Origin of the sequence: Halomonas cerina, from assembly GCF_014192215.1 — a bacterium.
Lineage (GTDB): Bacteria > Pseudomonadota > Gammaproteobacteria > Pseudomonadales > Halomonadaceae > Halomonas > Halomonas cerina.
Map to the genome: position 1 here is coordinate 197,638 of NZ_JACHXP010000004.1, position 24,774 is coordinate 222,411.

General features: G+C 67.4%; 20 protein-coding genes. 10 read left to right on the forward strand and 10 right to left on the reverse strand.

Features of this window, described 5'->3' with window-relative positions:
* Nucleotides 1–21: 21 nt before the first annotated feature.
* The 4 genes from FHR94_RS05685 to FHR94_RS05700 are packed head-to-tail and all read right to left on the reverse strand — an operon-like array spanning nt 22 to nt 5,674.
* Nucleotides 22–1,575, reverse strand: a complete 1,554-nt coding sequence (locus tag FHR94_RS05685) for a c-type cytochrome (protein ID WP_183324659.1) — start codon at nt 1,573–1,575, stop codon at nt 22–24.
* Between the two features lie 7 nt (nt 1,576–1,582).
* A complete protein-coding gene (locus FHR94_RS05690; RefSeq protein WP_183324660.1) occupies nt 1,583–2,938 on the reverse strand; it encodes an NADH:flavin oxidoreductase in 1,356 nt (451 codons plus the stop codon).
* Nucleotides 2,935–3,843 (reverse strand): hypothetical protein, encoded by a 909-nt coding sequence (locus FHR94_RS05695; protein ID WP_183324661.1) that lies wholly within the window; start codon nt 3,841–3,843, stop codon nt 2,935–2,937. The genes FHR94_RS05690 and FHR94_RS05695 overlap by 4 nt, the downstream gene beginning before the upstream one ends.
* A gap of 22 nt (nt 3,844–3,865) precedes the next feature.
* Nucleotides 3,866–5,674: a peroxidase family protein gene (locus FHR94_RS05700; RefSeq protein WP_183324662.1), complete on the reverse strand. Its 1,809-nt coding sequence runs from the start codon at nt 5,672–5,674 to the stop codon at nt 3,866–3,868.
* A 203-nt stretch (nt 5,675–5,877) separates the two neighbouring features.
* Here FHR94_RS05700 and FHR94_RS05705 point away from each other — a divergent pair, with 203 nt between their 5' ends.
* The 6 genes from FHR94_RS05705 to thpD all read left to right on the forward strand — a co-directional run bounded on the left by FHR94_RS05705 (nt 5,878) and on the right by thpD (nt 11,230).
* Nucleotides 5,878–6,249 carry a hypothetical protein gene (locus FHR94_RS05705; protein WP_183324663.1) on the forward strand — a complete coding sequence of 124 codons (372 nt, stop codon included), beginning with the start codon at nt 5,878–5,880 and terminating at the stop codon, nt 6,247–6,249.
* A gap of 34 nt (nt 6,250–6,283) precedes the next feature.
* Complete coding sequence (locus tag FHR94_RS05710) at nt 6,284–7,753, forward strand: c-type cytochrome (RefSeq protein ID WP_183324664.1); 1,470 nt, start codon at nt 6,284–6,286, stop codon at nt 7,751–7,753.
* A 212-nt stretch (nt 7,754–7,965) separates the two neighbouring features.
* Nucleotides 7,966–8,916 (forward strand): DnaJ C-terminal domain-containing protein, encoded by a 951-nt coding sequence (locus FHR94_RS05715; protein WP_183324665.1) that lies wholly within the window; start codon nt 7,966–7,968, stop codon nt 8,914–8,916.
* A gap of 3 nt (nt 8,917–8,919) precedes the next feature.
* Entirely contained in the window at nt 8,920–9,270 is a 351-nt protein-coding gene (locus FHR94_RS05720; protein ID WP_183324666.1) for a chaperone modulator CbpM, read from the forward strand.
* A gap of 67 nt (nt 9,271–9,337) precedes the next feature.
* Nucleotides 9,338–10,087, forward strand: coding sequence for a Mut7-C RNAse domain-containing protein (locus tag FHR94_RS05725; protein ID WP_183324667.1), 750 nt, complete (start codon nt 9,338–9,340; stop codon nt 10,085–10,087).
* Between the two features lie 192 nt (nt 10,088–10,279).
* A complete protein-coding gene (thpD, locus tag FHR94_RS05730; protein ID WP_183324668.1) occupies nt 10,280–11,230 on the forward strand; it encodes an ectoine hydroxylase in 951 nt (316 codons plus the stop codon).
* Between the two features lie 85 nt (nt 11,231–11,315).
* On the opposite strand, the gene FHR94_RS05735 is transcribed toward thpD, so the two are convergent.
* The 6 genes from FHR94_RS05735 to FHR94_RS05760 all read right to left on the reverse strand — a co-directional run bounded on the left by FHR94_RS05735 (nt 11,316) and on the right by FHR94_RS05760 (nt 19,132).
* On the reverse strand, nt 11,316–12,089 hold the full coding sequence (locus FHR94_RS05735; protein ID WP_183324669.1) for an enoyl-CoA hydratase-related protein: 774 nt from the start codon (nt 12,087–12,089) through the stop codon (nt 11,316–11,318).
* An 86-nt stretch (nt 12,090–12,175) separates the two neighbouring features.
* Complete coding sequence (locus FHR94_RS05740; protein ID WP_183324670.1) at nt 12,176–13,024, reverse strand: 3-hydroxyacyl-CoA dehydrogenase NAD-binding domain-containing protein; 849 nt, start codon at nt 13,022–13,024, stop codon at nt 12,176–12,178.
* A gap of 267 nt (nt 13,025–13,291) precedes the next feature.
* Nucleotides 13,292–14,923, reverse strand: coding sequence for an acyl-CoA synthetase (locus FHR94_RS05745; protein ID WP_183324671.1), 1,632 nt, complete (start codon nt 14,921–14,923; stop codon nt 13,292–13,294).
* A gap of 71 nt (nt 14,924–14,994) precedes the next feature.
* Complete coding sequence (locus tag FHR94_RS05750; RefSeq protein WP_183324672.1) at nt 14,995–16,827, reverse strand: acyl-CoA dehydrogenase; 1,833 nt, start codon at nt 16,825–16,827, stop codon at nt 14,995–14,997.
* A 95-nt stretch (nt 16,828–16,922) separates the two neighbouring features.
* Entirely contained in the window at nt 16,923–18,326 is a 1,404-nt protein-coding gene (locus FHR94_RS05755; protein WP_183324673.1) for an MFS transporter, read from the reverse strand.
* A gap of 167 nt (nt 18,327–18,493) precedes the next feature.
* Nucleotides 18,494–19,132 carry a class I SAM-dependent methyltransferase gene (locus FHR94_RS05760; protein WP_183324674.1) on the reverse strand — a complete coding sequence of 213 codons (639 nt, stop codon included), beginning with the start codon at nt 19,130–19,132 and terminating at the stop codon, nt 18,494–18,496.
* A 40-nt stretch (nt 19,133–19,172) separates the two neighbouring features.
* On the opposite strand from FHR94_RS05760, the gene FHR94_RS05765 reads away from it, so the two are divergent.
* The 4 genes from FHR94_RS05765 (at nt 19,173) to FHR94_RS05780 (ending at nt 24,594) form a co-directional block, all read left to right on the forward strand.
* Entirely contained in the window at nt 19,173–19,565 is a 393-nt protein-coding gene (locus tag FHR94_RS05765) for a VOC family protein (protein ID WP_183324675.1), read from the forward strand.
* Nucleotides 19,566–19,850: 285 nt separating this feature from the next.
* Entirely contained in the window at nt 19,851–20,228 is a 378-nt protein-coding gene (locus FHR94_RS05770; RefSeq protein WP_183324676.1) for a DUF4870 family protein, read from the forward strand.
* A 1-nt stretch (nt 20,229) separates the two neighbouring features.
* Nucleotides 20,230–21,159: a lysophospholipid acyltransferase family protein gene (locus tag FHR94_RS05775; RefSeq protein ID WP_183324677.1), complete on the forward strand. Its 930-nt coding sequence runs from the start codon at nt 20,230–20,232 to the stop codon at nt 21,157–21,159.
* A gap of 60 nt (nt 21,160–21,219) precedes the next feature.
* Nucleotides 21,220–24,594 carry a hypothetical protein gene (locus FHR94_RS05780; RefSeq protein ID WP_183324678.1) on the forward strand — a complete coding sequence of 1,125 codons (3,375 nt, stop codon included), beginning with the start codon at nt 21,220–21,222 and terminating at the stop codon, nt 24,592–24,594.
* Nucleotides 24,595–24,774: the final 180 nt, after the last annotated feature.

The following is a 24,774-nucleotide window of genomic DNA, read 5'->3' on the forward strand; positions in this document are numbered from 1 at the left end:
CGTCAGCGCGAAACGTTAGCGTCAGAAGGTCAATAGATAGTCGAGCAGCACCGCCCGCTCTTCCGCTGTCAACCCGGTGCCGTAAACGTGGCCCTGGTTGCCGTTACCGGGCAGGCGGGTGTCGAAGCAGAAGCCCTTCTCGAGGGGCTCCCCGGGCGTGCAGGCGGGGGCCACGAAGCCACCCTTCGTGCCGTCCAGCACGTCCAGGCCGCGCACGAAGGCCACCGGGCGCTCCGCCGGCGGCAGCAGCAGATCATGCAGGGTCGGCACCGAGCCGTTATGCAGGTAAGGGGCCCGCAGCCACAGCCCGTCGAGCGGCTGGTTGGCGTAGCCGTCGGTCTTGCGGAAGTGGCGGAAGCGGTAGCGCTCGTCATCGGCGAACAGGGTGAGCTGGTCGCGGCGCAGCGTCTCGGTGTAGCTGTCAAGGCGTGCCGGATCGGCGTTGAGCACGTCGTTGGACAGCACCGTGCCCAGCCGCTCGCCCTCGAAGACGAAGCGCTCGCCCTCCTGGTAACCGTGACAGTCGGCGCAGTGGCGCATATAAAGTGCCTTGCCGGCCGTCACGCGCGCGGGATCGGGCTGGTAGGGACTCGCCGGCGGCGCGAGGTCGAGCAGCCAGTCGGCCACCCGCTCGATGGCCACATGGTCGACGCTCTCCTCGGTGACGCCGGCGCCCAGGGCGGCGCTCAGGTTGCGCTCCTGCAGCGAGGCGTTGTTGCCATCCCAGTGCAGGTCCATGCCCTGGCGGGGACGCTGCAGAAAGATCGACGGGAAGTCCGCGGTGCCGATGCGTTCCGCCTTTGTCAGGTCATCGACGGCCATGTCGAACTGGATCAGCTTGTAGGGGTTGAAGGTGTCCACCCGCCCCGGGCCCCAGGACGGCTGCACGGCCAGCAGCGGGCCGAGCATCGCCCGGGTCTCCAGCAATCCCTCGCGCACGCGCGGCAGCACCACATGTCGCCAGATCAGACGCTCGATCCAACCGAGTTCTTGTCCCTGAGATTCCATTGCCTGGAAGACAGGCTCCGGCGCCAGCCGCGGATCATCGGCGATGTCCATCAAGAAAGTGATGAAACCGTAGAGGTCGAGATGGTTGGCGGGCATGCCCGAGATCAGTCGCGGCTGCGCCTCAGGGGAGTGGCGCACCGTCCCGGTGTGGCACACCGCGCAGTTGAGCCAGCCAAGCTCCACCCCACGCACCTCGCGAGTGCCCACGCCGATGGGCAGGTCGCCCGCCGCGAGACTGTCGCCCGGCGCATAGAGAAAGCCGAAGACCGCATAGCCCTCCTCGCCCAGCGTCTCGGGGAAGAGTTCGGGCAATACCCGCCATAGGCGCACCGGCAGGCCGCTTGCCGGCTCGCTGCCGATGGAGCCGTGCCAGAAGTGGGTTTCCGGGTCGGCGTAGTGGCGCACCGACTCGCCGCTGTAGCGCCACAAAGTGGGCAGACCGATCGCCAGGACCAGCACGCCGGCCAGTACCACAGCCAGCGCCAGCAGGGTCAAGGGAAGCCGCCGCCGACGTCGACGGCGTAACGCCTGCTGCACGGCGGTGACGGGGGGCTCCTGATGTCTCATGGCAGCCTCAGGGCGTGTGCGAGGGTGGCACCGGCGGCAGCTGCAGCTCGGGCCGAGTGTCGTAGATGGCCATCAGGGTCTCGATCATGCGCGCATGATCGCCGTCGAAGCGGTCGAGCTCATAGCAGCCCAGGGGGTTCTTGGGTGCATTGAGCAGGCACTTGTTGCAGAAAGTGCAGGGGTTCTCCGGCGCGTCGAGGCCTGCCTGCCACCGGCGAGGCAGGTCGGGGTTGGCGATCAGCGCCCGGGCACTGGAGACCGCGTCGCAGGCGCCGGATTCGATGGCCTCGCGTACTCGGGAGGCGCGCTGGTAACCACCGGTGCTGATCACCGGGATGCCTACCGCCGCGCGGATGGCCCGTGCCTCGTCTAGGCCGATGCCCTCCACCTCCCGGCCCCGCCGATGGCGGAACCACAACCAGCGAAAGATCCCGCGTAGCGCCGGGTAACGGAACAGCAGGTAGTTGCGGAAGGTGTCGACGCCGGCGGAGAGCATGGTGTCGTAGGTAGTGGTGATGGTCTCGAAGGGGAAATCCCCCGGCGGGTTCAGGGGATGGGGAAAGAGGCTACCCAGCGAGACATGCAGGGCGTCGGCCCCCGCGGTCTCTACCCACTGGCACACCTTGACGGTCTCCGCCAGGGTATTGCCCTTGCCCTCCCAGGGCAGCACATCGTTGTGATCGACGGCGCTGAGCTTGACCTGCAGATGGAAATCGGATCCCACCCGGTCACGGATCGCCTCGATCACCTCCAGCAGGAAGCGCGCCCGGTTCATCAGTGAGCCGCCATAGCGGTCGCGCCGGTCGTTGATGGCCGAGCTCAAAAACTGAGTGAACAGGTAGCCGTTGGCGGCGTGAAGCTCCACGCCATCGAGTCCCGCCTCCCGAGCGCGCCAGGCGCCGCGGGCGAAGGCCTCGACGGTGCGTTCGATCTCATGCCCGGTCATCGCCCGGCACAAAAAGCCGTGGAGCGACTCCTTGTGGTCGGTCGAACTCAGCGCTCGGCGGTGCTGGTTGTGCACCCCGGGCAGGTCCATCTGCCGGCCGGAGTGGCTGAGCTGCAGGATGTACCGGCAGTCGAAGCGGTGCACCGCCTCGCCGAGGCGCTGCCAGAGGGGGATGAAGTCGTCGCGGTGGATGGTGGCATAGCCGGCGACGATGCGCCCCTCCATCTGTACCGGCACGAAGGAGGAGAGGATGGCCCCCACCCCGCCGCGGGCAAAGCGGCACTCCCAGTTGATGCGGGTCTGGGTCAGGCTGCCGTCCTCGTTGTCGAAGCGCCCGGAGACGTTCGAGCGCAGCAGGCGGTTCTTGATCGTGATATTGCGCCATGTCAGCGGCGTGAAGATCACATCGTCGCTCATGTGCCTCGCCCTCCACGCCGTGTCGCCATGGCCTGCTCCCAGATCGCCGCCAGCAGTGCCAGGATGAAGCGCTGGGCCGGGCAGTGTGCCCAGCTATCGGCCATGAAGGCCAGGTCCCGATCGCCGCTCGCCCGAGCGGCGCCCGCCAGGCGCAGTACCACCAGGTCGCCGGGTGTCAGCCGGCGCGGCGAGCAGGGCGTCGACAACGGCGCCTGCACCTGACGCAGCAGCGTTTCCGGTGGACTGAGACAGCGGCCAAGCACCGCCGAGATCGGCAGGCTGTGCGCCTGGGGCGTGGCGGCCAGCGCGCGCATCGCGGTCAGCGACGCCACCAGGTTATGCACGGCGATGCCGGTGGCGTGCAGGGCCAGCGGATCGCCTTGGGCGCGCGCATACAGCAATCGCCGGGCCCGGCGCAGGCGTCCACTGAGCAGTTGGCCCAGCGCGCGCAGGGCGTTCACTCGCGGATAGGCGTCGAGCCGCCGGGCGGCCGCATAACTCGCTGCGTCGGCACGGTAGTCGTCCACGAACAGTCGTCCCAGCAGCCCCTGGGCGGCGGGCCCCAGCGTCTCGGCCTCGGCCCGGCCCGCCACCACCGCCGCCAAGGGTTCGAAGGCGGTATCCTGGCGCCAGGCTGCCGCCTGGGCTTGCTCATCGAGCCGTCGGCCCAACGTGGCGTGGCGGGCTTCGCGGCCTTCGGCCGCTCGGGCCAGCAGGGCGGGCAGCGCCTGGCCGTCGAACAGGAAGGCCTGACGCAGGCGAGCCAGGCGCAGGCGATTGATCAGCCTGCCGCCGGGTGCCAGGTGGCGGTCGAGGCGCGGCTCAGCATCCAGCCGGCGGATCTCCCGAGCATCGCTCACCTCCAGCAGGTTGACGAGACCGGGAATGCTCAGGCGCCTGGCCATGGTTCCCCCCTATCCATGCGGGCTAGCCGCGTGACCACGGAAAGAAGACGTTGCGTACCCCGGCCATCCGCGGCGTCAGTGCCGGGAAGTGGCGCGTGATCACCGTACGCAGGCTGTTGTTGTCGATCCACTCCATGCCCGCCCGGGTATAGACCTCGGGGGTGTAGTCGTCGGTGAAGAAGCGGTCGCTCTTGAGACGCCGGGAGGCCATCAGGATGAAGATCCGGAAGGCGGTATCACTGAAAGCGAAGCCGGGCGGTGGCGTCTCGGCGAGGCAGCCGGTCAGCAGGTCGACCTGCTCTACGTCACCGTAGACCGCCTCCAGCTCGCGCTGCCATTCGGGGTTGTCGGTGAGCTCGGCGAAGCTCGCCGGCGCCGGCATGTCGATCAGCCGGCGAAAGCGGCAGTAGCGCGGCACCCCACGCTCGCGATCGCGCAGCACATCGATGGTCGCCAGGTCGATGGTTCGGCCATGAGGGGCCTGTTTGGCATGCTGCTGCAGGTGGCGCGGGAAATTGTGCAGCACCAGCGCCCCGGGGTGGCTGGTGGCCAGCGAATAAAGCGCATCGGCCAGCGATACCTCCTCATACAGGGTCTGGACCTGTGCGCCGGCCACGTCGGTCAGCCCACATTCCTTGAGTGGGCCGTCATCCGCCGAGCGCCGAAAGCTGAAGTCGTCGGGGACCAGCGGGTGCATGCGGTAGACGGCGGTAAACTCCTCGGTGATGGCGTAGGGCGCGGCGTGGTGGTCCGCCGGCGAGCCGACGATGCCGCTGAGCAGTTCACTGTCGCTGACTCGGCCGCGGCTGCGGTAGAAGTGCTCGTCGAGCACCCCCCACCAGTTGGCGCGCATGCCGAAGCGTAGCTCCGGGGTATCGAGCAGCGCCGGTGTCCACTCCACGGTGTGGATCTTGGCGATCAGGGCGGCGTTGATCAGGCGGGCCTTCTGGAACAGCCATTCGCCGTCCCGGTCCGGGTACTCGATGCGTAGCCGGTCGACGATGGCATTGTGCTCGCGCACGAACAGGGTATGCATCAGCGACAGCCCCACCCACCAGTTGCCGTTGACGCCTGCCAGTTCGATGCTGTGCTCGTCCAGGGGCAGATGACCGTCGGGCCTGAGGTAGAGCTTGCCGTCGGGCAGCAGCTCGCCGCTTTCGGGGTCGCAGCGCACTAGGCGCTGGCGCTTGCGGCTGCTGCCGTAGAGCTGGGAGCCGTCCCACCACTGGGTCTCGGTGTTGAGGAAGGTCGCCGGGAAACCCTCGTCGGCGGCGCCGCGGGTCGAATCCCCACGGGAGCGCAGCACGGTCATACGCTCCCAAGGCCAGTCGTCATCCTTATCGAGGGGAATCTCGTGGGGGGTCGCCTCGGTGTCGTTGCCGCCGTGGCTGAACCAGTCATGGACCATGAACTGCAGCCAGGCGGGCACCAGGACGTTGAGGGTGGTCGCCGGGGTGAAGCTCTCGCGGGTCATCAGCCGCCGGCTCACCACCCGCGGGCTCGGCGTCATCAGCGCCTCGCCGGTCTCGCCGAAGGTCTCGGCGATCGGTACGTTGCGGCCGAAGCGGGTATGGGCCTTGCCCATCGACGGCGACGCTAGGTCGTTGTAGCTGCCGTCCGCGGTGCGGCAGCCGCGGACATCGAAATCATCCTTGTCGGGGGCCGACGGGCGCTCACGCTCAGTGTCGTGGAGGTTGTGCCAGCGCAGGTTGCCGCGCAGGGCGACCAGGTTCAGCACGGCGATGAGGAAGGGAAACTGGTGCCACTGGCGGCGCCGGTTGATGCGTCGAAAGAGTCGACCGAGCAGGCCGCTGCCGCGTTGACCGAACATGGGACTCCTCCCTGGATAGTGCCGTCGATGCCAACGGGCGGGACGGGGACTCGGCGACCCTGCCAACCCTGGGCCACCTGAAGCCGAGAGACTTCACCCTTGAAGGATGAACGTGACCATGCTGCAAGTGACAACTAACCTTTAGCACAGCGTTTCACCCCCCTCAATGTCGCGCCCCGGTTTCCGGGGCCCAAGGAGGACGCGTGACACAGGGCGGCTATGCGACAGGATTCCGGACCATGGTGCTGCTGGGCGTGGCCGCCAACCTGGCCCTGGCGGTGCCCGCGGTCTTCGTGCCCAATACAGTGATCATGCTGGTAGGGGGAGTACCGGTGACGGAGACGGTGTGGCCCGCCTTCGCGGGCTGGCTGCTGATCCTGCTCAGCCTGTTCTACCTGCCCGCCGCCCTCGATCCTTTTCGCTATCGGGTCGTCGCCGTGCTCACGGTGCTGGCGCGCTTCGCCGGGGTCGCCTTCTTCACCCTGCTCTATCCACAATTTCTGCTGCTGGCGCTGTTCGACCTGTTCTTCGGCGTCACTCAGGGCGCCCTGCTGCTGGCGCTCGGCCGACGCTGAGCGCTGTCGTTGGCTCATCCGGGAGGAGGCGGTCATGGCATTCCGGCATCACACGAACTCCAAGCAATCTCGTCGCTGGCTCGGCTGGCTGGCCTTGCTGTTGGCGCTGGGCGCCGCGCTGGCGGCGTTCGGCTGGTATCAGCTGTTCCGTGAGGAACCGCAGCACTTCGACAGCGTCGAGGCCTACTACCGCTACGGCTCCATCGGTACCGAATCGGAGGAAGGCCTGCCCTACTGGGTCTGGCGTGTGCTGCCGGGGTTGTTCCCGCAGCACCTGCCGGGGGAGGGAGAGGACGAGGGCTACGCCGCCCTGGGGATCGTCTGGGAGGAAGGCGAACCCACGCCGGTGGGCTTCTCGTTAAAGACCATCGGCTTCCCGCGCATCGGCATCAACTGTGCGGCCTGCCACACCGCCACCTACCGCACGGCGGCGGACGGCGAGCGCCGTATCGTGCCCACCGGTCCTCACCAGACCTTCGACCCCCAGGCCTACCTGCGTTTCTTGGGGGATGCCGCCGCCGACCCAGATTTCACCGCCGACACCCTGCTGGCCGCCATCCAGGAGGAGACCGAGCTCTCCTGGCTCGACCGATTGCTCTATCGCTTTTTGATCATTCCGCGCACTCGCGACGGGCTTAGGGAGCAGGCCGAGCGCTTTGCCTGGACCGAGGAGCGCCCGCGCTGGGGACCAGGGCGTATTGACCCCTTCAACCCGGTGAAGTTCCACCCCGACCTGCTGGCCCTGGACCCCGCCGAGGATGACACCATCGGTAACTCCGACATCATGGCGCTGTGGGCGATGGATGCGCAGGAGGGCCATGCCCTGCACTGGGACGGGCTCAACGACTCCTTGACCGAGGTGGTGCTCAGCGGCGCCATCGGCGACGGTGCGCGGCCCGACTCCCTGCCCGTGGAGGCGCTTGAGGAGCTTGCGGCCTACCTGCGCCATCAGAGGCCACCGCCCTACCCCTTCCTTGACACCCTGGACAGGCAGATGGCGTCGCGCGGCGAAGTGCTCTTCGAGGAGACCTGCGCCGGCTGCCACGGGCCCGACGGGGCGCGTACCGGCACGGTGATCCCGCAGGCGGAGGTGGGCACCGACCGTCACCGCCTGGCGATGTGGACCGCCGAGGCGGCCGAGCGCTACAACGCCTACGCCGAGGAGTACCCTTGGGACTTCGACGCCTTCGTCAAGACCGACGGCTACGTGGCCAAGCCGCTGACCGGCCTCTGGCTGCGCGCCCCGTACCTGCACAACGGCTCGGTGCCCACCATCGAGGACCTGCTGCGCCCCACCGAACAGCGCCCCGAAGTATTCTACCGCGGCTACGACGTCTATCACCCCGCACGACTGGGCTTTATCCACACGGGCGAGGCGGCCAAGCGATACGGCTTTCGCTACGATACGCGCGAGCCGGGCAACGGCAACGCCGGCCACGAATACGGCACCGAGCTCCCGGCGGAGGATCGCGATGCCCTCGTCGAGTACCTCAAGACGCTCTAGGTTCCAGTGGGAGGCAGCACCCGGCGCCGGACCGGCGGGTCAGGCGTGGATGACGAAGCGGCCGATGTCGTCGACTACCAGCCAATGGCAGTCAGGGGGGCAGGCCGCGTGCCTTGATATCGCACCGGGATGTCACCATCTGAGAAGCGAATGGCCAGATCACATCCTCTGGGCCAGAGTACCGAGAGCGCAGTGTCACGCAGGTGGTGCACATGGAGTTCAAGGATTACTACGACATCCTGGGCGTCGACGAGGACGCGGAACCGGCCGCCATCAAGCGGGCCTACCGCAAGCTGGCGCGCCAATACCACCCTGACGTCAGCACGGCCGCGGACGCCGAACAGCGCTTCAAGGAAGTCAGCGAGGCCTATGAAGTGCTCAAGGACCCGCAGAAGCGCGCCGAGTACGACCAGCTCCGCCGCTACGGCACACAGACCGCTGGCGGCGGGTTCCAGCCCCCGCCCGACTGGGACTTCGAACACGCCTTCAGCGGCGCGGATGCACAGGGGTTCAGCGACTTCTTCGAGGCCATCTTCGGGCGCGGCGGCATGGGCCAGCGCCGCTCGGGGGCCCAAAGAAGGTCCGGCGGCTTCGACCTGCGCGGCGAAGACCTCCATCATCGTCTGGCCCTCTTCCTGGAAGAGGCCTACACCGGGGCCAAGAAGGCAATCACCCTGCGTGTCCCCGAGGTCGACGAGCGCGGCCGCGTCGTGCATCGGGAACGCACACTCAACGTCAAGATCCCTGCCGGCGTGGTCTCGGGGCAGAAGATCCGTCTTCAGAGGCAGGGCGGCCCGGGCATGGGCGGTGGCGAGCCGGGGGATCTCTATCTCGAGATTGCCATCGCACCGCATCCCCACTACAAGGTGGAAGGCAAGGACATCTACGGCGAGCTGCCGATCGCGCCCTGGGAGGCTGCCCTGGGGGCCACGGTGCCCGTGAAGACGCTGGGCGGTTCGGTCAACCTCAAGGTCCCCGAGGGTGCGCAGGCCGGCCAGAAGCTGCGCCTGAAAGGCCGCGGCCTGCCCGGCAAGCCCGCGGGCGACCACTACGTTGTACTGCAGGTGGTGATGCCCAGGACGCTGTCGCCGCGGGCCCGGGAGCTCTTCGCCGAACTGGAGAAGGAAGCCGCCTTCGATCCGCGCAGTAAGCAGGAGTCATGACCCATGAGCCGCAAAAACCCCACCCTCCACCTCGAGACGGAGCTGATCGAAACCCGCCACACGGTGACGCTGCGCGAACTCTGCATCCGCTGCCACACCGATGCCGGCTTCATCGAGGAAATGGTGAGCTACGGCGTCATTGAGCCACGCGGCGCCGCGCAGCAGGAGTGGCGCTTCTCCGTCGATGACCTCCTGCGCCTGCAGCGCGCCCGGCGGCTGCAGCGCGACCTCGACCTCAACTCCCCCGGCCTGGCGCTGGCGCTCGACCTGCTCGAAGAGGTCAACGACCTGCGCCGTGAACTCGCCGAACTCGAAGCGACGCACCCCCTGCGCCGCGCCCGCGACCGCTCGTGAGCGCGACGGTCACCCCGGCCGAGGCCTGGCCTAGACTGCTCGTGAGGTGAGACGTCGAGGAAATGCCATGGCTGCCGAGTTCCGCTTTCACGACCGCCTGAACGACTTCCTGCCGCGCGAACGCCGCGACCGGCCTCTGCCCCATGACGTCACACGACGCGCGGCTATCAAAGACGTGATCGAATCGCTGGGTGTGCCCCATACCGAGGTGGACGTGATCCTGGTGGACGGTCGGTCGGTGGGCTTCGAGCATATCCTGACCGGCGGCGAGCGTGTCGAGGTCTACCCCTGGACGACCGCTCCGCCTGACGCCTACCACCTGCGTCCCCCCCTACCATGCCGACCGCGCTTCGCGCTGGATGCCCAGTTGGGCCGACTCGCCCGCTACCTGCGCCTGCTGGGCTTCGACTGTCACTACCGCCATGATATCGGGGACGCTGAGCTTGCCGCCTGCGCCGACGAGGAGGATCGCATCCTGTTGACGCGAGACCGCAACCTGCTCAAGCGAAAGCGTATCCGACTCGCCCACTGCGTGCGCCACGATCGCCCCCGGCGACAGCTCGAGGAAGTCTGCGACGAGTTCGACCTCTACCCGGCCTTCTGCCCCTTCACGCGCTGCACGCACTGTAACGGTCGCCTCGTCCCTGTCGACAAGGCGGCAGTGATCGACCGACTGGAGCCCCTGACGCGGCAATACGTGGACCACTTCCTGCAGTGCCAGGACTGTGGCCAGCTCTACTGGCACGGCAGCCATGTCACCCACATGGAGAGGCTGGTGGAACGACTGCGGCAAAAACGCGCGACACCTTCAGGCTGACCCCCCACGCCGTCGTCCCAGGGCGCGGTTACCTCGACCCAGGGTTGAACTTCCGCATCCCGCTCCTAAGCTGAAGGTAAAACACCGCCCGCTCCCCTGGCGGCGCATCGGGCAGAGTCCCGTCAAGAAAACGCCCATTTCCCGCACGGGTAATACGGAACGCCTTTATCCACATCATGAGGAAGCTTTTTCATGGTCGATCGCCTGGATCCTTATCCGACACGCCTGAAGGAATATCGCTCGCCGCTGATGAGACAGGAGCCGGTGGTGCATTCCCGCAACCAACGACGCTGGGATGGTCCCCTGGATGAAGTGGCGCTCTCGCGCTACGAACGAGACGGCTTTTTGTGGTTCAACGGCTTCTTCTCCCGGGATCGGACCGAACCGTTCTTCCAAGAGCTCAAGGAGATGGAGAACGATGCGGAGCTGATGGGCTCCGAGCAGGTCATCAAGGACCCCCAGACCGGTGCCATCCGCTCCGTGTTCGGCATGCACAAGCTCTCGAAACAGTTCGACCGGTTGACGCGGGACCCGCGCGTCCTGGGCATGGTGCGACAGCTGCTGGGCAGTGAGGTCTACATCCACCAGTCACGCATCAATGACAAGTTCGGTTTCCAGGGCAGCGGCTTCGACTGGCACTCGGACTTCGAGACCTGGCACTCGGAGGACGGCATGCCGAAAATGCGGGCCGTGAGTGCCTCCCTGATGCTGACCGACAACAACGAATTCAATGGGCCGCTGATGCTGATTCCCGGCTCGCATCGCCTGTTCGTGCCCTGCGTGGGGGAGACCCCGGAGATGAACTGGAAGGAGTCGCTCAAGGCTCAGAGCATCGGGGTGCCGGACCGTGATGCCCTGGCCAGCCTGGCCGAACGTGGCGGCATCCAGGCTCCCAAGGGACCGGCCGGGTCACTGCTGCTGTTCGAGTGCAACACGCTGCACGCCTCGAACGAGAACATGTCGCCCTGGCCGCGCTCCAACCTGTTCTTCGTCTACAACAGCGTGGACAACGCCCTGGACGAGCCTTATGCGGCCCCGTCACGGCGTCCCGAATTCCTCGCCTCGCGCGACGGCATCGCACCATTGACCATGTATGACGACTTCCCGGAACTCAGCGGTCAGGGGGTCGAGCCGTTGCGTTGAGGCCCTCGCGCCAGGTGGAAGTTCTCATACAGGAAAGCCGTGGCGCTGACGCCACGGCTTTCGATCATGGTCTCGGCCAACCGGATCAGAAGCTGGGCTTGCGCTTCTCGACGAAGGCACTCATGCCCTCCTTCTGCTCGTCGCCGGCGAAGCAGAAGGCGAACAGGGCGGTCTCCAGCGCCAGCGCGCTGTCCAGGTCCTGTTCCAGGCCGTCGTGGATGGCCTGCTTGGCGGCGCGCACCGCCTGCGGGCCGTTGCCGCCGAGTTGCTGGGTGAGCTCTTCCCCGTAGGCCTCGAGTTCGCTCTGGGCCATCACCCGGTTGACCAGGCCGATGCGCAGGGCCTCGGCAGCGTCGATCTTGCGACCGGTGGTGCACAGGTCGAGGGCCATGGCCGGCCCCACGCGACGCGGCAGGCGCTGGGTGCCGCCGAAGCCCGGGATCACGCCGAGCAGCACCTCGGGCTGGCCGAAGAGGGCGTTGTCGCTGGCCACCGCCCAGTCGCAGGCCAGGGCCAGCTCACAGCCGCCGCCCAGACAGAAACCGTTGACCAGGGCCACGGTGGGCACCGGCAGGGTCTCCAGGCGCTTGAAGGTGGCCAGTGCCTGACGACCGAAGGCGCGTGCCTGCTCCGGCGTCTTGTCGCGCATCTCGCCAATATCGGCACCGGCCACGAAAGCCTTCTCGCCGGCGCCGGTGATCAGTACGGCACGTAGGTCATCACGGCCTTCCAACTCCACCAGCACGCGTTCCAGTTCGGCCAGCACATTGCTGTTCAGGGCGTTCAGCGCCTTCGGCCGGTTGATGGTCAGGCGCACGATACCGGCGTTGTCGACGACCTCGATCAGTGTCTCGCTCATGGGGGCTCCACGATGGGTTGTTGTTGAGGTATACCGCCCAACCCTAGCGAACGCTAGGTTGGGCGGCAATCCCCCTTTTGTTGGGCCTACTCGTAAATATGAAAGCCACGTCCGCTCTTGCGCCCCAGGTAGCCGGCATCGACCATGCGCCTAAGCAGCGGACAGGGGCGATACTTGGGATCGCCGAAGCCTTCCTGCAGCACCTCCATGATCGCCAGGCATACGTCCAGGCCGATCAGGTCGGCAAGCTGAAGCGGACCCATGGGATGGGCGGCGCCGAGCTTCATGGCCTGGTCCACGGCGTCGGGGGTGGCCGCCCCCTCCTGCACCAGGAAGGCGGCCTCGTTGATCATCGGCACCAGCAAGCGGTTGACCGCGAAGCCGGGGGAGTCGCCCACCGGCACGGCGGTCTTGCCCAAGTCCGTGGCCAGCTGCTCGATACGCGCCACGGTGGCATCACTGGTCTGCTCGGCGCGAATCACCTCGACCAGCTTGAGCACCGGTACGGGGTTGAAGAAATGCATGCCCACCACCCGCTCGGGACGCTCGCAGACCCCCGCCAGGCGCGTCAGCGACAGCGACGAGGTGTTGGAGGCCAGGATGGCATCGTGGGTCAGGTGGCTCAGGTCGCGGAACAGCTTCTCCTTGAGCGCCGGCTGCTCGGGGGCGGCCTCAATGATCACCTCGCAGTCGCGCAGGGCGTCCAGAGCGGTGGTGGTATCCAGCTGTGCCAGGGCGGCGTCCTTGTCGGTCTCGGACAGCTTCCCCTTGGTCACCAGCTTGCCCAGCCCCTTATCGAGGTTGCCCCGGGCCCGGGTCAGCTGCTCGTCGGCCACGTCATAGAGCTTGACGGGAAAGCCGCTCTGGACGAGGACCTGGGCGATGCCTTGGCCCATGGTGCCGGCGCCGACCACACCGATCGGTTGTTGACTCATTTGCACTCTCCTGATGTTTTCTCGTGGTCTGCTGAGGAGCTTTCTCCGGCGGCAAGCCTGCGGGGAGGCGCTGTGAACCCTTCCCTGGGCGCTACCGACGCCCTGCTTCGCTCTCGCGTCCTGCGCCGCTTGCAGGACCGGTGCTGGCCATCCATGGCCAGCCCGTTCGGAGGAATCCTCCTCACCCCTGGCGTAGGACCTCCCCTGCGGCTTGCCCCCGAACGCTCCTCGCTTGGGTCAACTGAGATAATCACTGGTGATTCGCTGCTACTGCTTGCGCGCTTCTTCGCGCAGCACGAACTTCTGGATCTTGCCGGTGGAGGTCTTGGGCAGCTCGGTGAAGATCACCGTCCTGGGGGCCTTGAAGTGGGCCAGGCGGCTGCGGCAGTGGTCGATGATCTCCTGCTCGGTGACCTCGCCGTAGCCCACCTTGAGCTTGACGAAGGCGCAGGGCGTCTCGCCCCACTTCTCGTCGGGCTTGGCCACCACGGCGGCCTCCTCCACGGCCGGGTGCGTGTAGAGGGCATCCTCCACCTCGATGGTGGAGATGTTCTCGCCGCCGGAGATGATGATGTCCTTGGCCCGGTCCTTGATCTCGATGTAACCGTCGGGGTGCCAGACGGCGAGATCGCCGGTATGGTACCAGCCGCCTTTTAGGGCCTGCTCGGTGGCCTCGGGATTCTTGAGGTAGCCCTTCATGACGTTGTTGCCGCGCATCAGGATCTCGCCGATGGTCTGGCCATCCTTGGGCACCGGCGCCAGGGTCTCAGGATCGGCAATGCACAATGCCTCGAGCATGTGGTAGCGCACGCCCTGGCGCGCCTTGAGCTTCGCCCGCGCTTCCACGGACAGCTCGTCCCAGGCCTCGTGCCAGGCACACACCGTCACCGGACCGTAGACTTCGGTGAGACCGTAGACATGGGTCACCTCGATGCCGAGCGTTTCGACCCCGGCGATCACCGAGGCGGGCGGGGCGGCGCCGGCGGTGGTGACCTTCACCGGATGATCGAAATCGCGCTTCTGTGCGTCGGGCAGGTTGACCAGGCCGTTGAGCACGATGGGGGCGCCACTGAAGTGGGTCACCCTCTCATCGGCGATCAGGGCCATGATCTTCTTCGGATCCACCCGGCGCAGGCAGACGCTGACGCCGGCGTTGGCGGCAATCGTCCAGGGAAAGCACCAGCCGTTGCAGTGGAACATCGGCAGGGTCCAGAGGTACACGGGGTGGTGGGGCATGGCCCACTCGAGGAGGTTGCTCACCGCGTTCAGGTAGGCGCCGCGATGGTGGTAGACTACCCCCTTGGGCTTGCCGGTGGTGCCGGAGGTGTAATTGAGCGAGATCGCCTGCCACTCGTCCTCGGGCAGCCGGTAGGGATACTCGGGATCGCCTTCGGCGAGCAGCGACTCGTACTCCACCTGGCCGATACGCTGTGGTGGGCCCTCGAAGAGGGCATCGTCTACGTCGATCACCAGCGGCTTGGGGTCGAGTTTCGCCACCGCCGCCTCGATGACCCCAGCAAACTCGGGGTCGACCAGCACCACCTTCGCCTCGCCGTGGGCAAGCATGTAGGCGATGGCCTCGGCATCCAGGCGGATGTTGAGGGTATTGAGCACGCAGCCGGCCAAGGGCACGCCGAAGTGGGCCTCGAACATGGCCGGCACATTGGGCAGCATGGCCGCCACGGTCTGGCCGGGCTGAATGCCATGCAGCTCCAGTGCCGAGGCAAGACGCCGGCAGCGCTGCCAGGTCTCGGCCCAGTTGCGGCGAATCTCGCCATGGACCACTGCCGGGTAGTCGGGGTAGACGGTAGCGCTGCGCTCGATGAAGGTCAGCGGCGAGAGTGGCACGTGGTTGGCCGACGTACGGGGCAGGTCCTGCTCGAAGATGCTCTGGGTCATGGGGACTCCATGGAGATCCTGGAAGATGTGCTGACACAAAGCCGCCGGCACAGGAGCCGACGGCAGGAAGGTCACTGGGTGTCAGGGTCGAAGGCGGCGAGACTCGCCATGCCGGCCTCGATCACCGCGCGCTGGGCGCGGCCCACCGGCAGCCACTGGCGGATGGCGTAGTCGGCGCTCTGGCGCTTGGCCGTATAGAAGGGGTCCGGCCGTCCGGGGTCCGGCCGTCCGGGGTCATCGCTGCCGGCCTCCTCGGCGGCCATGGCCTTGAGCGCGGCGCGCCCCATCTGCCAGGCGCAGAGCACGTGACCGGTGAGGCTCAAGAAGGGCGTGGCGTAGGCCTGGATGGCGTCGGGGCCGCGCTTCGGGTCGCTGCCCTCCTCGAGCAGGGTGGCCAGGGCCGCGGTGAGATCGGCGGCGCCGGCCGCAAGCCCCTCGCCCAGGGCGGCCAGCCCGGGGGTCACACAGAGCGCCCGGGCGGTGCCCTCCACCTCATCGATCAGCCCGGCCAGGGCGGTGCCGCCATCGCGCTGCAGCTTGCGGCCGGCCAGGTCCAGGGCCTGGATGCCGTTGGTGCCCTCGTAGATGGGGGCGATGCGGGCATCGCGCAGCAACTGGGCGGCACCCGTCTCCTCGATGTAGCCCATACCGCCGTGCACCTGTACCCCCAGCGAGGCGATCTCCACGGCCTGGTCGGTCGAGAAGGCCTTGACCACCGGGATCAGCACGTCGGCCTTCGCCTGGGCCGCCTGGCGATCGCCTGCGTCTTCCGCGTGGCGGGCCACGTCCAGTTGGTCGGCACAATAGAGCGCCAGCGCTCGCAGGGCATCGGTGCGGGCCCGCATGGAGAGCAGCATGCGCCGCACGTCCAGGTGGTCGCCGATAGGACACTCGGCACCGCCGCGGCTCTTCGGGAGGCGGCCCTGCACCCGGTCCCGGGCGTAGGCAAAGGCGTGCTGGCACGCCCGCTCGGCCACGCCGATGCCCTGCACGCCCACCTTGTGGCGCGCCGCGTTCATCATGGTGAACATGTGGTTGAGGCCACGTCCCTCCTCACCCACCCGGTAGCCAATCGCGCCGCCCTGCTCACCGAAACTCAGGGTACAGGTGGGCGAGCCGTGGATACCCAGCTTGTGCTCGAGGGAGGTGCAGATGACATCGTTGCGCGCGCCCAGCGAGCCGTCGGCGTTGACCAGGAACTTGGGCACCAGAAACAGCGAGATGCCCTTGTTGCCCTCGGCAGCGTCGGGGGTGCGTGCCAGCACCAGGTGGAGGATGTTCTCGGCGGCGTCATGCTCGCCCCAGGTGATGAAGATCTTCTGGCCGGTCAGGCGGTAGTGGTCGCCCTCGGCCGCTTCACAAGGAACCGCCCGGGTGCGCACCTTCGAAAGATCCGAACCAGCCTGGGGCTCGGTGAGGTTCATGGTGCCGGTCCAGGTGCCCTCGACCAGCTTCGGCAGATAGAGGGCCTTCTGCGCGTCGCTGCCGTGATGGGCCAGCGCCTCGATGGCCCCGGCGGTGAGCATCGGGCAAAGCCCGAGGGCCATATTGGCGCCGTGAAGCATCTCCTGCACCGCGCTGGCCACCACCTCAGGCAGTCCCTGACCGCCGTGGACGGCAGGCACTCCGATGCCATTCCAGCCGCCCTCGACATAAGCGCGATAGGCCTCGATGAAGCCATCCGGCAACTGGACCTTGTCCCCTTCCAGACGACAGCCCTGGCGGTCGCCACTGGCATTGAGCGGGGCCCAGACGTCACCCGCGAGCCTGGCCGCTTCGTCCAGCACCGCCTCGACCAGCTCGGAGCTGGTCTCCTCGAAACCAGGCAGGTCAAGCGAGCGGTGCTCGAGGAGTTCCTCGAGCACAAAGCGGAAGTCACGGACGGGGGCGTGGTAGGGGAACATGGGTCACCTCTAGGAAAAACAATATTTCCGATAGTAGATTTCCTACTTATGATTGCCCATTAGCCCTAGGTCGATGCCGGAAGCCGAATGCGCCTTCAGCTGCGAGCCGCTTCCGTCGCCATGGTAGTCTCGGTCGAGGTACCCTCTTCTTTATCATCGTAGTAGACGATATGCGATGCGTCGGGGGGTGGCGGCCCGACCAGGGGCTCGGCCACCTCCACGTCGGGCACGGCCCCGGACAGGTCCTCCACGCGCTCGTGCTCCAGGGCTCCCTGCATCCACTCCTCGGTCACCGACAGCTCGGCACCCACCGCCGACATCGGTGTGGTGGGGGAGAAGCGTGCCACCGGTACTGGCGCCGGCCGCACACTGCGCCGCCAAGCGAAGAAGCCGACCAAGGCCAGACCCAGGGTACCGAAGGCCCAGAACAGGCCGGTATCGCCCACCACGCTCATCACCGGCGAGATCAATGGCGGGCTCAACGCCGAGCCGATGGCATTGATCAGCAGCAGGCCCTGACTCATGCGTACCAGGGCGCCGGCCGGGGCCCGGTCGGCGGCATGGCCCACCGCCACCGGGTACAGCGAGAAGACCCCGCCGCCGAGCAGAAACAGCAGGCCGGCCAGCAGCCAGGGGCTGAGTGGCAGCCACAGCACCGCGACGGCAATCATCACGCAGAAGCCAGAGATGCCGATCAGCACCATCTGCCGGTCATGGCGATCCGACCAACGTCCCACCGGGTACTGCAGCAGCATGGCCCCCAGCACCACCACCGCCATCATCTGGCCGACCCGGTCCACCGCGAAGCCGACCCGCTGCAGATAGAGCGGCAGCAGGGAGTAAGTCGCTCCCACGGCTAGCCCCGAGCCGAAGCTGCCCACCACCCCGGTAGGCGTCAGGGTGATCAGGCGCAACGGCGAGAGCGGCTCGGCCTTCTCGAGCAGCGGCGAGACCCGTGGGATCATCGCCATGGGCAGCACCGAGAGCGAGGCCAGCAGGCCGATCACCATGAACGACGCCGCCCCCCCCATGGCCTCGGTGATGCCGAGCAGCAGTTGGCCCAGCACGCCGGCGGCGTAGAGCGAGATCATGTAGAGCGCCAGCAGCCGGCCGCGTACCTTGGCATCGCCGGAGACCAGCAGCCAGCTCTCGATCACCAGGTAGACCCCCACCGTGGCCCAGCCACCGATCAGGCGCAGCACGAACCAGGCCCAGGGCTCGAAGACCAATCCCTGCAGCAGCACGGTCACCGCCACCAGGGAGGCGAAGCTGCCGTAGGCGCGGATATGGCCGATACGCAGCAGCAGCCGGTCATTGAGCATCGCGCCCAGCGCCAGGCCGATGAAGTAGGCCGAGGAGACCCAGCCGATCACCACCGCCGACTCCCCGGCGGCGTCCAAGCGCAGGGTGATCACCGTGGCCAGGAAGCCGTTGCCGATCCCCAGGATGAAGAGCCCCATCAGGGGGGCCAGGGCCATGAGCAGCAACTGCCGGGACATGAGCGGAAGCCTCGAAAGGGACGGTGGGACGGGTGTCGCCGCAGCCGTGCAGGGAGAAGAAAAGGTGCGGTCTAATATACGCTTGGCGCCGGTCGCCGCCAATCCCCCTTCCCCGGCCACGTCGATATTTTTTCTTTCGATAACGGCATGTTATCGAAAGTGGTCGGTCATCGACGCTGCAGCAATACGACGTCGCCGGCGGGAAAGTGCACGCTCATGTCGAGATACCGGCCGAGCCAAGTGAAGCTGGTCTCACTGAAGAAGCACACATGGGTCGGGTCGAGGATATAGTGCCAGCCCGAGAAGGCCTCGGGCGAGTGCACCCGCTTGGTCATCAGGCCCAGCCAGCCGCCCGGCACCAGGCGTCCGGCCAGGCCCTCGAGCTCGCGGCCGGGGGTGAAGAGGTGCTCCACCACCTCGGTGGCGGTGATGAAGTCGTAGGTGGTCTCCAGCACCTGCCGATCCGGTGCATAGAAGGGGTCATAGATCGCCATGGGATGGCCGGCCTCCTCGAACATCACCGACAGCGTTGGCCCCGGACCGGCGCCGAAATCGAGTCCCCGGGCACCGGGCGACAACCTCGCCCGCAGCGGGTCGAAGAGCCGCGACAAAAAGCGCCGGTAGCCGGGGTCGTCCGGCGAGTTCTCATGCCGATCGTAGACCGCCTTCTCCTGTGCCGGTGCGAGCCGCTGGTCAGACGGCACGAACACCAGCGCGCACTGTCGACAAGCCAGGTAGTCACGCCGGGCATCGCGGTGGTAAGGGACGCTGTCGGTTGACCCGCATAGCGGACAGGTCTGCATCATCGTATTCTCTGTAACAGATCAATTCTCCAAGGAGTGCGCCATGCTGTCAGGTCTGGACCACCTGGTCATCACCGTGACCGACATTTCCCGCGCCGTCGACTTCTACTCCCGCGTCCTGGGCCTCGATGTACGCTACCGTGACCGAGAGCGCGTCGACCTGATGCTCGGCGACATGTCCCTGCGCCTGCACTGGACCGCCACCGACATCTCGCCTCGGGCCGCTACCCCCACCCCCGGTAGCCTGGACCTCTGCGTGCGCAGTGTGCTGCCGCTCGACGAGGTTCAGCGCCACCTGGAGGCGCTGGATGTCGAGGTGGAGCTGGGCCCGGTGACCCGCCAGGGCGCCAATGGCGATATCACCTCGCTCTACCTGCGTGACCCCGACGGCAACCTGCTGGAGATCTGCCGACCGCTCAAGCCCGCCGGCGACTGAGGCAACAATCCGTCCCGCCCGCGCCTGAAGGCAGGCCTTCCGCCGCGCCGGTCAGGGCAATCGCAGTTGAACATGACGAAGGGCGCCGGTGACAAGTCGAAGAGGAGGTCTTTTGCCATGGATGGCAAAAGTAGCGCCCACGGAAGGGTTTACAGCGCCTCCTCGTAGACCTGTCGACGGATCAGCCCCGGTGACAACGCTAACTGCAATAGCCCTGCCGTGCCGGTGGCATTGTCGGCGACGGCCGGTATCATGGGCGCCAGTCACCGTCTTCAGGGAAGCGCTATGAACAACCCAACACCACACGACCGGGTGGTCGCCGATCAGGGCGGCACCCCCGACACCACCCTGCCCATCGTGGTGTATGCCCTGCACCTGGCCGGCATCATCACCGGCGGGCTGACCTCGCTGATCGCCGTGGTCATGGCCTACGTCTACCGCGGCAAGGGCCCGGCCTGGCTGGACGAGCACTACCGCTACCAGATCCGCACCTTCTGGATCGCCCTGCTCTACTTCGCCGTGTCGGGACTGCTGACCCTGGTGGTGATCGGCTTCCTCACCTGGCTGGCCGCCGTGGTGTGGCTGGTCATTCGTTGCGTGAAGGGCCTCAAGGCCCTCAACGAGCGACGTGCCCCGGACGACGTGGACACCTGGCTGTTCTGAGATGACCGACACGCCATCCCGTTCCCGCGACCTTCAGGCCCGCGCCGTCGCCCTGTTGTGGCGGAGTCTCGCCCGGCGTCGTCTGTCCACCCTGTGGCGCCTGGCCCGCCTGGTGGGCCCGCTGGTGCAGGGCATCAGCCGTCGGGAGCGCGAGGTCACTCGGATCAACCTCGCCGAGGTCTATGCCGAGCGCTCCGAGACAGCGCGCCGTCGGCTGCGGCGCGAGAGCCTGGTCCATTCCAGCGCGACCATGCTCGAGCTGGGTTTCGCCTGGCTGGGCCCGGCCGATCGGGTCGAGGCCTCGATCCTCGAGGTCCATGGCCGCGAGCTGCTCGACGAGGCCCGCGCCGGCGGGCGCGGCGTGATCGTGCTGGCCCCGCACTTCGGCAACTGGGAAGTGCTGAACTTCTGGCTCTCCGGTCACTTCCCCTTCACCGCCATGTACGAACCGCCGAAGCTGACGGCCCTCGACCCGCTCATCCGCCGAGGACGCGAGCGCCAGGGCGCCCGCCTCGTGCCTACCACGTCCCGCGGCGTGGCGGCCCTGCTCAAGGCGCTCAAGCGTTCCGAGGCAGTGGGCATCCTGCCCGATCAGGTGCCCCACTGGGGCAGTGGTGTCTTCGCGCCCTTCTTCGGCCGTCCCGCCTACACGGCGACCCTGCTGCCCAAGCTGGTGGCCCGTACCGAGGCGCGCGTGGTCACCGGCGTGGCGAGGCGCCTGCCCGGCCGCGGCTTCGCCATCCACTTCCTGCCCGCCGATGAGCGGGTCTACGCGCCCGACGAAGCGACCTCCGCCGCCGGCGTCAACGCCAGCGTCGAGGCCACCATCGCCTTGGCCCCAGCCCAGTACCAGTGGGAATACAAGCGCTACCGCAAGACGCCCGAAGAGGCCGAGGGTCGCCCCGACTTCAAGCGGTTCCGACTCTACTGACCGATGCCGCCGCCGTGCGTATCGAGGAGGCCCCATGCAGCAAAGCCGAGAATGCGCTGCATGACTCGTTCCACGCCGTTCAAGGTGCTGGCATGGCTCGTGTCGATCCTGGCGGCGCTCTATCTCTTCTATCTCGTCGCCGCCAACGCCCTGCTCAACAGCGACTGGGCACGCAGCCAGCTTGAGCGCTCACCACGGTTCACGCTGAGCTGGGAGCACGCCTGGACGGCCTTTCCCGGTCACCTGCGAGTCACCCGGCTCCGCCTGGCCGGTACCGCCGCCGAGCGCCACTACACGCTGAAGACGAATGCCGCCACCCTGCACGTCGCCCTCACCCCCCTGCTCGCGCATGAGCTACACCTTCGCGAACTCAAGACCGAGGGCATGCGTCACGCGAGTCTCGACGCCTATCGCCTACAGGGCAGCGGCACCCTGCGGCTCGCTGGCGTTCGCTGGCGCGCCGGTGAGCTCAGTGTCGATAGGCTAGCGCTGGCGCTGGAAGCAGGCACCCTGCAACACGGCGACACACCGCTGGTGGAGGATGTGGTGCTCGATGCCGACCTGCGCCTGGCTCCGCTGATCTTGGCGAAGCATTCCGGCAGAGAGGCGGCGCGTTTCGTCTCCGGCACCCTCGACCTGGCCGGGCGTAGCAACGCCTACGCGGTCTTCAACCCCTACCTTGCCGCCCTGGGCTGGCTAGCGATCGGCGGACACGGCGACCTGCAAGGCGAGCTCGCCATCGCAGACGGCGAGCTGCAGCCGGGCAGTCGCCTGCGCCTGGACTCCCCACGCCTGAGCGTGCGGCTCGATGAGCGCCACTGGCTGGCGGATGGCGCACTCTACCACCTTCAAGGTGCCGGCACGGTGGCGGCTGAAGTCGGCGAGGACACTCGCCTGACCGTCCAACTCGACGATATCGAGATGGTCGACCTCCTCCCCGAGGCCACGCCGACCTCCACGTCTCGTCTCCTGCTCAGCGGCGAGGGTTTTCGGCTCGAGTTGGTCGCTGCCGCGCTGCGCCTGCATGCGCCCCCTGAGGAACTGCAGCGTGTCGAGCTTAGGTGGCAAAGCACCGAGACGGCCGATATCGCCGCCTTCAACCGCTACCTGCCGGCGCCGATACCGCTCGAGTTGAAAGGCGGCTCGGCACGGCTACAGGGTGGGCTGATCTTTGAGGCCGATCGCCTCACCGGCGGTTTCGACCTCACCGGCGAGGCCATTGCCCTGCGCCTTGGCGAACGACCGTTGACGGGGCGTCTCGCCCTGAGCCTGCCCATTGCCGAGCTCGACGTGACACATGGCACGCTGGATCTCTCCGGGACCCGTTTCGATCTCGAAGCCGCCGCCCCGGGGGAGACGCAACCGCTCACCACCGCCCTGGAGCTGCCTATCGCCCGCTTTCATTCGCCGCTGGCCTGGCGGGAGCTGGACGACAGCCTTCTGTTTGGCGGCGAAGTGCCCTGGGACGCGACCTTGGAGCTGCGCGGCCACGTGGCCAATCTCGGCGTGCTCGATCCCTTTCTCGCCGACTGGTTCGGGGGGAGTGGCCTCGCCCTGGAAGGCGGCGGCCGCCTCGCCGGGGCCCTGCGCATCCGGGACGGCCAGCCCTTGGCAGGCAGCCGGCTGGAGGTGCGCTCCGAAGCGCTGGGCGCACGCTTTCGCGGCTTTCACGCCCGCGGCGACGGCCAGGCACGTCTCGCCCTGGTACCTGATGCCCGCTATCCCGAGGCGAACGTCGAACTCGTCTTCGACGACGTCGCCCTGACCCGCACCGCGGATGGGCGCCGACTCTTCCAGGCCGAGCATCTCCTGCTCGCCGCCACAACGGAAGCAAGGCCGCAGGCCACCCACTCCCCGACGGCCCAAGTGACATGGTGTGACGCGCGCCTTCCCAGCGTGAACGTGCTCAATGCCTACCTACCGGTATCGGCACCGCTGCGGCTCCATGGCGGCCAGGCCGACAGCGACGGACATCTCACGCTGCACGAGGGGCGCCTTCGGGGAGGCATCACCCTGACGGGCGAGGCCATCGACGGGCGCCTACTGGAGGAGGAGTTCCACGGCGAACTGGACGCCACCCTGGCGCTGCGCGACCTCGATCCCGCCCGCCAGCACCTCGACATCTCGGGCAGCCGAGTGGAAGTGACCGCATCGACGAACGACGAAGCCCCGCTGCGCACCCTGCTGGTCGCCCGCCAGGCGAGCTTTCGGGGCGGTGTCGATTGGCCCGGCAGCGAGGCGCCGCGCCGACCGCTCTCCGGCACGCTAGAGCTGGAGGGCCTGCTCGACCGGCTCGGCTTTCTCAACGCCTACCTTCCCGAGGAGCACGGCCTGGCGATCCAGGGGGGTGGGCGGCTGAGCACCGAGCTGCGCTTCGCCGACGGCGAGGCCGTACCCGGCAGCCGGCTCGACGTACACTCCGAGCGGCTCGCCGCACGCTTTCTGCATTACGAGGCCTTCGGTGACGGCTCGCTCATGATCGAGATCGCCGACCCCGGCGCCAAACTGCATCTTTCCCTGCCCCGCTTCGGCCTGCGCCGCCAGGGGGACGCCGGCACGCTGATCGAGGGCCGCCTACTGGATATTCACAGCCAGGCACGGCACTTCGCATTACCCGAGGGGCTGCGCTCACTGAGCACACGCATCGACATGCCTCATGTTGTGGCGCCGAACCTGGCCGCCTTCAATGACTACCTACCGGAAGGTGGCGGCATCGAACTGCTGGCCGGCCAGGCAACTATCGCCACCCACCTCCAATTGGAGGGCACGGACGCCGTCGGCACACTGGCGCTGCAAGCCCCCCGTGCCCGGCTCGCCTTCGACGAGCAGACGCTCGACGGCGAACTGAGGCTGGCGATGCGACTCGCCGACGGCGACCTGAAGACCCTCCGCTTCGATGTTTCCGGCTCGCAGCTGAACCTCGACGACGTACGCTTGATGGACGACAACGGAAGCCTCACCCAGGGCTGGTGGGCGCGGCTCGCCCTGCCCGAGGGACGCATGCGCTGGGAGGCACCGCTCGACCTCGACGCCCGGCTCGAGCTGGCCATGCGCGACAGCGGCCTGCTGGTCAACCTGTTCATCGACGCTGCCGGGGAACGACGCTGGCTGCGTGACCGGCTTACCCTCGGTGAAGTGCACGGCAAGGCCCGCGTGATGCTGAACGACGATACCCTCCGCCTGGAGGATCTCGCAATGTACGGCGGCAACCGCCTGGAGCTGCTCGCCAACCTCGCCCTGCGCGACTCCCATGTGGCGGGCCGCGCCTTCGCTCGTTATGGGCCGCTGCGGCTGGGCATCGAGCTGGACGATGGTCGGCGTCGCTGGCAGTTGCGCAATGCCCGAGAGTGGTACACCAGCGGTCGATCCGCCAGCGAGCTGACCCTGCCCGAACGACGAGAGTGGTTCGACCAACTGGACGCGCAGCCGGAATGATCCGAATGCCGGGATGGGTGGCAAGGCCTCGCCAAGCTGCTAGACTGATCCACTCGCTTGACGGGGTGCCGGTGGAACCGGCTGAGATGGCGCAGGCTAGTGCTCGATACGAGAGAGCCCAGCGCTGGTCCCGTGGAACCTGATCCGGGTGGGCGTGGGCCTCGGCCCCGCGTGAACCGG